General features: G+C 65.4%; 9 protein-coding genes. 8 read left to right on the forward strand and 1 reads right to left on the reverse strand.

The annotated features are described in order from the left end of the window. A partial coding sequence (locus FAZ79_RS10635) for an IS3 family transposase (protein WP_136867945.1) occupies window positions 1–109 on the forward strand: 109 nt, incomplete at its 5' end. A gap of 115 nt (window positions 110–224) precedes the next feature. Here FAZ79_RS10635 and FAZ79_RS10640 read toward each other — a convergent pair. Further along, the gene (locus FAZ79_RS10640) at window positions 225–1,652 is read right to left on the reverse strand and encodes an MBL fold metallo-hydrolase (protein WP_136867946.1); all 1,428 of its coding nucleotides are present in this window, start codon (window positions 1,650–1,652) and stop codon (window positions 225–227) included. Between the two features lie 337 nt (window positions 1,653–1,989). Between FAZ79_RS10640 and doeB2 the strand changes: the two genes are divergently transcribed. The 7 genes from doeB2 to FAZ79_RS11500 all read left to right on the forward strand — a co-directional run bounded on the left by doeB2 (window position 1,990) and on the right by FAZ79_RS11500 (window position 8,695). Then, window positions 1,990–3,159, forward strand: a complete 1,170-nt coding sequence (gene doeB2 / locus FAZ79_RS10645) for a N(2)-acetyl-L-2,4-diaminobutanoate deacetylase DoeB2 (RefSeq protein ID WP_136867947.1) — start codon at window positions 1,990–1,992, stop codon at window positions 3,157–3,159. Between the two features lie 113 nt (window positions 3,160–3,272). Next, window positions 3,273–4,547: an aspartate aminotransferase family protein gene (locus FAZ79_RS10650; RefSeq protein ID WP_247709545.1), complete on the forward strand. Its 1,275-nt coding sequence runs from the start codon at window positions 3,273–3,275 to the stop codon at window positions 4,545–4,547. Window positions 4,548–4,550: 3 nt separating this feature from the next. Continuing rightward, complete coding sequence (gene doeA / locus FAZ79_RS10655) at window positions 4,551–5,876, forward strand: ectoine hydrolase (RefSeq protein WP_136867948.1); 1,326 nt, start codon at window positions 4,551–4,553, stop codon at window positions 5,874–5,876. Next, the gene (locus tag FAZ79_RS10660) at window positions 5,873–7,249 is read left to right on the forward strand and encodes an NAD-dependent succinate-semialdehyde dehydrogenase (RefSeq protein WP_136867949.1); all 1,377 of its coding nucleotides are present in this window, start codon (window positions 5,873–5,875) and stop codon (window positions 7,247–7,249) included. Before doeA ends, FAZ79_RS10660 begins: the two co-directional genes overlap by 4 nt. 188 nt (window positions 7,250–7,437) lie before the next feature. Beyond that, window positions 7,438–7,887 (forward strand): Sbal_3080 family lipoprotein, encoded by a 450-nt coding sequence (locus FAZ79_RS10665; protein WP_136867950.1) that lies wholly within the window; start codon window positions 7,438–7,440, stop codon window positions 7,885–7,887. 39 nt (window positions 7,888–7,926) lie between these two features. Continuing rightward, window positions 7,927–8,424, forward strand: a complete 498-nt coding sequence (locus FAZ79_RS10670) for a hypothetical protein (RefSeq protein ID WP_136867951.1) — start codon at window positions 7,927–7,929, stop codon at window positions 8,422–8,424. 100 nt (window positions 8,425–8,524) lie between these two features. Further along, window positions 8,525–8,695 (forward strand): hypothetical protein, encoded by a 171-nt coding sequence (locus FAZ79_RS11500; protein WP_169303684.1) that lies wholly within the window; start codon window positions 8,525–8,527, stop codon window positions 8,693–8,695. The last annotated feature ends 489 nt before the right edge of the window (window positions 8,696–9,184 follow it).

Raw genomic sequence — 9,184 nt, forward strand, 5'->3', positions numbered from 1 at the left:
CGATTACATCGAGCTCTTCTACAACGCCCGCCGCCGTCATGGCTACATCGGCGGGCTGTCTCCGGTCGAGTTCGAGAAGCGCTATTTCAACCGGCTCGCGAGTGTCTAGAAAACCGGGGGCGATTCACTTGTCTCGATGGGCGAGGCGGGGACTGTTGTTAAAGGTCGCACGAAAACCCCGCTCGTTTTGAGCGGGGTTTTTCGTTTTGGGCCGAGCGGTGTGATCAGTCCTTGGCGACCACCGGCAGGCCGGCCTCTTCCCAGGCGTCCATACCGCCCATCAGGTTGGCGACGTTGGTGTAGCCGACGCGTCGCAGCAGGCTCGCGGCGACGGTCGAGCGCATGCCCGAGCCGCAGACCAGCGTGACCGGCTCGTCCTTGCCCACGCCGTCGAGCCCGTCGCGGGCATCGTGGGCCGGGGTGTGGCGCGCGCCGAGCGCGTGGCCCTCGTTCCATTCGCTGGTCTCGCGCACGTCCCACAGCGCGCGGCGGTCGTGGTCGAGGTCGGTCTTGGCGGTCTCGGCATCGACCAGCGGGAGGTTGTCGAACGCCTCGCCGGCCTTGAGCCAGGCATCGAAGCCACCGTCAAGGAAACCGACCACGTTGTCCTGGCCGACGCGTACCAGTGCGCGAATGGCATCGCTGATCAGCTCGTCGTCGCCGTCGTGGTCGACCAGGATCAGCGGCTGGTCCGCCGGGGCGATCCAGCCGGCCCAGGTGCTGAGGTTGTCACCGAACTCGATGCCCAGCGAGCCCTTGATGTGTGCGGCGTTGAAGGCCAGTCGGTCGCGGATGTCGATCACCACCGCGCCGTTGGCCATCTGGGCCTTGAGGTCGTCGATGTCGAACACCTCGATCTCCTCGGCAATCAGGTCGACCATGCCCTGCACCGGCTTGGGCCCCTCGGAGTTGGTGACCTTGTTGCGCGGGTAGAAGTCCGGCGCCGGCGGCAGGTTGCCGAGCAGCGTGTCGATGAACTCGTCTTCCGTGAGCGACGGGTCGAGCAGCGGGTTGGCGGCGCGCTCGTAACCCAGCGTCGAGACGGTGCGCCCGGACATGCCGGCGCCGCAGGCCGAGCCCGCGCCGTGCCCCGGGCGGATCTCCAGGCCGTCGGGCAGGCCGTGGAGCTTCTCGCGCACGCTGTGGAATGCCTGCTTGGCCAGCCCGCGGGTGGCCTCCTCGCCCAGGAGGTCCGGGCGGCCGAGGCTGCCGACGAACAGGAAGTCGCCGGTCAGGGCGACGGCCGGGACGTCCGTCGAGCGCGCGCCGTCATAGACCAGGAAGGTGAGGTGCTCCGGGGTGTGCCCCGGCGTATGTAACGCCTCGATGCGGACGTTGCCCATCTGCACCGAGTCGCCTTCCTGCATCGGCAGGTGGTCGAAGCCCACCTCGAAGACCTCGTTGTCGTCGTAGGCGGACAGGTGCAGCTTGGCGCCGGTCACCTCGGCCAGCTCGCGTGCGCCGGAGGCGTAATCCGCGTGGATGTGGGTGTCCAGCACGTGGCGGATGACGTAGCCCTCCTGTTCGGCGAAATCGAGATAGAGGTCGATGTCGCGGCGCGGATCGACGATCGCCAGCTCCTTGCTTTGCTGGCAGCCGACGGCATAGCTCAGTTGGGAAAGGCCGGATTCTTCGAACGCTTCGAACAGCATGCGTACTCCCTCGGAGATGAATAAGCGTGGGTATGAATAAGTCTGACTTGGGAATCTATCAGATAAATTGTTGACTGACTGTCCGACCTTGGGATGGGCCACGAGTTTCTCAACCCTCGGCCGGCGATCGGGCGGGTCGGGATGGACGAGTTGAGGGCGGGCGTGGCGTCGGCGCCACAGTGCGGCAAGGTGGTTGTTGCGCCCGCGCCGACACCTGTGCTTAGCTCGAAGTCGACGGGCCGCCCACGCGCCGCTCCCTGCGCGGCGGTTGCGGCCCGTCGATCCGCCTGAAACCACCTGCGACCGGTCTCGCGCCGGTCGCCGACAGGAGGCCCCGGTGCCCTCGATCTGGACCGACATCGCCACCCAGGCCACCGCCTTTCGTCGCCGGCTGCACCAGGCGCCGGAATTGACCTGGCAGGAACACGCCACCGCCGGCGTGATTCGCACCGAGCTCGATCACCTCGGCATCCCCTGGCGCGCCTGCGCCGGCACCGGCACCGTCGGGACGCTGGCCCCCGAAGCCACCGGGCGGCACATCGCCCTGCGCGCGGACATCGACGCCCTGCCCATCGACGAGATCACCGGCGCCGAGTGGGCCTCGGGCACGCCCGGGATCATGCACGCCTGCGGCCACGACGGGCACACCGCCACGCTGCTGGCGGTCGCCCGCTGGCTCAAGACCTGCGAGGACCACCTGCCCGGCCCGGTCACCCTGCTGTTCCAGCCCGCCGAGGAAGGCGGGCACGGCGCACGCGAGATGATCCGCGACGGCGCGCTCGAGGGCGTGGACTGGGTGTTCGGTTGGCACAACTGGCCGGCGATCCCCTTCGGCCAGGCCGTTTGCCCGGACGGCCCGGTGATGGGCGCGAACGGCACCTTCGAGATCCGGCTGACCGGCAGCGGCGGGCACGCCAGCCAGCCTGAGGCCTGCCGCGACCCGCTACTCGCCGGCGCCGCGCTGGTGCAATCCATCCAGCAGATCGTCTCGCGCCGACTGGCCCCGCAGACCGCCGCGGTGGTCAGCGTGACCACCTTCGAGGCCGGCGGCGCGATCACCGCCATCCCCGACACCGCCCGTCTGGCCGGTTCCGTGCGCGTCGAGCGCACCGACCAGCGCGACGCGGTGGCCGAGCATCTCGAACAGATCGCTCACGATACCGCGGCGGCCTACGGGGTCGAGGCGCGCGTGACGTTCACCCCCCGCTACCACGCCACCGTCAACCACCCGGAGGCTGCGGCGCACTACCGCGGCGCCCTGGCGCGCGCCCTGGGTGCCGGCTGGCGCGATACCTCCCTGCCGGTGCCGATCATGGCGTCGGAGGATTTCAGCTACTACCTTCGGGAAGTCCCCGGCGCCTTTGCCCTGATCGGCGCCGACGACGGGCAGGGCCACCACGAGCCCTGTCACAGCCCGCGCTACGACTTCAACGACCGGCTGATCGACCCGGTGGGGCGCATCTTCGCCGACATCGTCGGCGCGCCGATCGAGGTCGCGACGGACTGAACTGTCGACAGGCCCGGCCTGTCGACCGAGAGGCTTGCCGGACGAACCGGCCTTTTGGCCCGCCGCGCGGTGGCGGGCCCGTTCACACCCGAAACGAAGGGGAGAAAGCGCCAATGCACATGCAGGTGTTCGAGCAGTGGGAATCCGAGATCCGCGCGTACTGTCGCGCCGCGCCCACGGTCTTTCATTCGGCGAGCAACGCCCGCCAGACCGACGAGCAGGGGCGAAGTTACATCGATTTCTACGCCGGCGCCGGGGTGCTCAACTTCGGGCACAACGACCCGAAGATGAAGGACGCGATCATCGACTACATCCAGAACGATGGCGTCGCGCACAGCCTGGACATGTACACCAGCGCCAAGCGCGCCTTCATCACCAAGTTCGTCGACACGATCCTCAAACCGCGTGACATGGACTACCGGCTGCAGTTCGTCGGCCCGACCGGCACCAACGCCGTCGAGGCGGCACTCAAGCTCGCCCGCCGCGTCACCGGCCGCCAGCAGGTGGTCTCCTTCCACCACGCCTTCCACGGGATGACGCTGGGCGCGCTGGCGGCGACCACCAACGCCCACTTCCGCAACGCCGCCGGCGTGCCGCTGGACAACGTCACGCACCAGGCCTTCGGCTGCGAGAGCCCGTGCCCGAACTGCCAGCTCGGTTGCGGCATGCCCTCGCTCGAGCGCCTGCGCGACATCTACGCCGATCCGTCCTCGGGCTTCCCGAAGCCGGCGGCGTTCCTGGTCGAGACCATCCAGGCCGAGGGCGGCGTGCGGGTGGCCTCCGAGGAATGGCTCAAGGGCATCCAGGACCTCGCCCGCGAACTGGGCGCGCTGTTCATCGTCGACGACATCCAGGTCGGCTGCGGCCGCACCGGGCCGTACTTCTCATTCGACGAGATGGACCTCGACCCGGACATCATCACGCTGGCCAAGGGTATCGGCGGCTTCGGCACGCCCATGGCGATGAACCTCAACAAGCCCGAGCACGACAAGCACTGGCTGCCCGGCGAGCACACCGGCACCTTCCGCGGCCAGGACCTGTCGTTCATCGCCGGCACCGTGGCGCTGGGCTACTTCGACGACCCGGCGTTCATGGACGAGACCCGCCGCAAGGGCGAGGTGATCCGAAAGCGCCTGGAGAAAATCGCCGGCAAATACCCGCGCTTCGCCGTGCGCGGCCGCGGCATGATGCAGGCGCTGGACTTCATCGACGGCGATCTCTCCAAGCGCATCGCCCGCGAATGCTTCGATCGCGGCCTGCTGGCGGCGGTCTGTGGTTCGAAGGGGCAGGTGATCAAGCTGATCCCGCCGCTGACCATTCCCGACGACGACCTCGAGGAAGGACTGAACCTCTTCGAGCAGGCCGTCGATGCACAGGTGGAGGGCTGACCCATGCGCCAACGCGACGACATGACCTTCCCGATGGAGGAATACGAGCGCCGGCTCGGCGAGTTGCGCATGCGCATGGCCGAGCGGCTGCTCGACGCGGTGATCATCACCGACCCCGAGAACCTGATGTACCTCACCGACTACCAGACGACGGGGTACTCGTTCTTCCAGGCGCTGGTGGTGCCGCTGGATGACAAGCCGTTCATGATCACGCGGACGATGGAAGAGTCCAACGTCCACGCGCGGACCTGGGTGGAGATCACCCGGCCCTACCCGGACACCGGGGATGCCATCCAGATGCTGGTCTCCTCGCTGAAGGAATTCGGGCTGGCCAACAAGTACATCGGCTACGAGCGCAACAGCTACTTCTTCCCCGCCTACCAGCAGGACGCGCTGCACACCACGCTGACCGGCGCGAAGCTGCTCGATTGCTTCGGCATCGTCGAGTGCGGCCGGCGCACCAAGTCCAAGCACGAGATCGAGATCATGCGCCGCGCCGCCATCGCCACCGAGGCGGGCATGAAGGCGGGGCTGGAGGCCTGCAAGGCGGGCGTGACCGAGAACGAGATCGGCGCCGAGGTCTGCGCGGCGATGTTCCGCGCCGGCGGCGAACCGCCCGCCGTGTTGCCCTACGTCACCTCCGGCCCGCGCACCATGATCGGCCACGCCACCTGGGAGGGGCGCGTGGTCAAGCCGGGCGAGCACGTCTTCCTCGAGGTGGCCGGCTGCTACCGCCGTTACCACACCGCCATGATGCGCACCGCCGTGCTGGGCGAGCCCACCGAGCTGATGTGGAAGGCCCAGGAGCGCATGAAGGAGGCGCTCGAGCGGGTCAAGGCGCTGATCCGCCCGGGCGTCACCGTCTCGGACGCCGACAACCTGGTCCGCTCGATCATGACCGTCGACGATGCCCACGGGAAGCTGATCACCCGTTCGGGTTACTCGATCGGCATCGCCTTCCCGCCCAGCTGGGACGAGGGGTACATCCTCAGCCTGATGCACGGCGACAAGACCGTCCTGCGCGAGGGCATGACCTTCCACATCATCCCCTGGGCCTGGGGCGTGGACGGCGACAAGACCTGCGGCATCTCCGACACCATCTACATCACCAGTGACGGCTGCAAGTCGTTCTTCGACATGGAGCAGGACTTCACCGTCAAGCGCGAGGAGGCTAAGCGCGAGATCCCCGACGAGCCGGTGATCGAGCTGCTCGCCTCGCGCCACGATGACAAGTCGGATGCCAAGGCCAAGTCCGACCACAAGAAAGACCACAAGCATTCCCAGAAACAGTCGAACCAGAAGAACTCGAAGGAGTCGCGCGCCTCATGAGCCAGACCGTCATCAACCCGACCACGGGCAAGACCCTGCACGACTTCCCGGTGATGGACCCGGCCCAGCGTGACGCGGTACTCGAGCGCAGTGACGTCGCCTATCGCGACTGGCGCAAGACCAGCTTTGCCGAGCGCGCCGACCTGCTGCGGCGCGTGGCACAGGTGATGCGCGAGGACCGCGAGCGCCTGGCGCTCTTGATGACCGACGAGATGGGCAAGCCGATTCGCGAGGCGCGCGGCGAGGTCGACAAGGCCGCCTGGTGCGCCGAGCACTACGCCGATCACGCCGAGGAATACCTGGCCAGCGAGATGCTCGGCTCGGACGCCACGGTCAGCTACGTGCAGTACCTGCCGATCGGCACCGTGCTGGGCATCCTGCCGTGGAACGCGCCGTTCTGGCTCGCCTTCCGCTTCGCCGCCCCGGCCCTGATGGCCGGCAACACCTGCGTGATGAAGCACGACGCCCACGTGCCGGCCTGCGCGGCGGGCATCGCCGAGAGCTTCGAAAAGGCCGGCTTCCCGCAGGGCGTGTTCCAGAACCTGCCGCTGGAAACCGAGGACATCCAGGGCGCGATCGAGACCGAGTGCGTACGCGCCGTCTCGTTCACCGGCTCCGACCGTGCCGGCTCGATCGTCGCGGCCACGGCCGCCCGGCAGATCAAGCCGGCCGTGCTGGAGTTGGGCGGTTCCGACCCGGTGATCGTGCTGGCGGACGCCGATCTCGAGGCCGCCGCCGACACCGTGGTGCTCTCGCGGATCATCAACGCCGGGCAGTCCTGCATCGCGGCCAAGCGCATCATCATCGAGGAGTCCGTCTACGAGCGCTTCCTCGAGATGATGAAGGTGCGTCTCGAAAAGCTGACCATGGGCGATCCGCGCGAGGAATCCACCGACGTCGGACCCATCGCCCGCGCGGATCTGCGCGACGGGCTGCATCGGCAGGTGCGGGCCTCCGTCGAGGCCGGCGCGCGCTGCCTGATGGGCGGCGAGATGCCCGAGGGCGACGGGTTCTTCTACCCCGTCACCCTGTTGGCCGACGTCGACGACACCATGGTCGCCTTCTGCGAGGAGACCTTCGGTCCCATCGCCGTGGCCATGTCCGCGCGCGACGCCGACCACGCCCTCGAGATTGCCAACAGCACCCAGTACGGCCTGGGCGCCGCCGTCTGGACGGCGGACACCGCCCGCGCCATCCACATGGCCCGCGACATCGAGGCCGGCCAGGTGTCGATCAACGGCATCGTCAAGACCGACCCGCGTCTGCCCAGCGGCGGCGTCAAGCGCTCCGGCTACGGCCGCGAACTCGGCCCGCATGGCATCAAGATGTTCGTCAATGCCCAGCAGGTCTGGGTGGGGCCGAAGCAAGGCTAACTCGAAGCGGACAGCTGGAAGCTGGAAGAGAGAGGCCAGCGTGCCGAGCGGGGAGACCCCCGCCGGGCGCTGGCCTTTTTGTTTGTGTGGCCGCCCGCGCCGGGTGCGCACCCGGCCTTTCAAACATGCGACCATGCGCATTCGGGCGCAATGCCCCACAGGGAATAACCACTGACCAAGGAGGTGTCATGTCACCGCAAGCGAAAGTCATCGCCGGCCTCGGCCTGCTGCTCGGGCTGAGCGGCTGCTCCATCACCCAGACCGTTGACCCGGTCGCCGACAACGACATCGAGCGCATCTGCGTCGAACACAACCCCGACGTCCTGATGGACGGCTTCGAACCGGCCGTCTGCGAGCTGATCGAGGAGCAGGGACTTTCTACCGAGGTGTACAAGGACGAACGACCGGTCGGCTGCTCCCATTACCTCGAGTACACCGCCAACTGGCGCTGGGACATGGCGATGTACCTGTCCTATGCCGATCTCAAGGTATTTGGCCAGGATGGGCTTGAGGGGCGTGCGACCTATGACGCCCGGAATGGGGGTGGTCGGATGGACAAGTTTGGGCCGACGCGTAGCAAGATTGAGCCATTGGTTGAGGAGTTGTTTGGTGGTGCGGATACCGAAGGTCAGGATTGAGGAAAGAGATAAAGGGTTCTGACCCCTTTTTCTCTTTCCATGGCGCGTCATAACAATGTTGTTTTAAAAATGAAAACGGTTATTAAAAGAGATCAGGTTTACCACTTTTCTATTATGATGCCCGCCTTTGCATTCTCAATGGCAAGTTTTGCTCCTATATGGATGGTGGGGGTTTCGCCAACTTCGGTTGCTGTGGGCGTGCTGCTTTCGCCGTTGTCTGTTCTGTTTGCGTTCTTGACCTGGAAGCTTTTTCTGATTCGAAATAAGGTCATTGAACTTTCGGACGAGGGGATTCTGGTTGAGGGAAGAAAAGACATATTCTATCGATGGGATGAAATAAGAGACTTTACGTTTACTCGAAGATGGGTGGGGGTATTGCTAAAGGATAGAGAAGAGCGAGTGGGGTTTTGGAGAAGTTTGGCCAGAGGGTTGGCAGGTGGAGGCGAGCCGCTCGCTGACTTATGGCTTTACGAAGGAAAACCAGATGACATAAAAGCGATTTTGCGAGCAGCTCTCCGGGACAAAATGGATTTGTAGATTTTTATAGAGAAATGGGTCAGGATGAAAGGGTTCTGACCCCTTTTGTTCAATTGATCTGAGGGGGCAGAGTAGATATTTATGAAGCCAAGGAGAGGCGATGATCATTCTCAAAATTATTCAGTGGTTCCTTGGCATCGTGATGATCTTCTATCTTTACAAGGCGCTACTAGGCCACATCCATCATGGTGATGGGTGGCGTGCTGGCATGGTGGCTACTACTTGGCTACTGCTGGCGACTATAACCTCAGGGTTTCTCGAGCTTGGTTAGCGAAAGGGGGAAAACCTTTTTTGATCAACTGGGTTTTCGCACGCTTGATCTGCTGTGCATCTTGAGCGGGCTCAGCTGCCAGGCGCGCGAGGCACTTTCTCTTGCTTGCCCAAGAGAAAGTGCCCAAAGAGAAGGGCACCCCTCGCCTTGGCCCTGCGGGCTTCCCTCCCGTCCGGGGTGCCGCGGACGGGTCGGTTCGACGCGACGTCCTGTCGCGGCGAACCTCAGCGCCACGGCCTTGTGGCGCTGACCCTGCGGCACCCCGGCCGCTCGGCAAGGGCGAAGGGGGGGTGGGTGGCTGATGATTCGTTGCTCCTGATGGAGATTCGCGCCTGAAGGCGCTCCTACGGGGTGTGCATTGTGTAGGAGATTCTATGTCTCCCCACAAGGGATTCTCGGCACGTAGTCAGTCTGTTTCTGCATCAAACTGAAAGCGACCCGAGCCAGTTTTCTCGCAAGGGCGACCAACGCTTGGGTGGGTGCTAATCC

The organism is Guyparkeria sp. SB14A, from assembly GCF_005096345.1.
GTDB lineage: Bacteria > Pseudomonadota > Gammaproteobacteria > Halothiobacillales > Halothiobacillaceae > Guyparkeria > Guyparkeria hydrothermalis.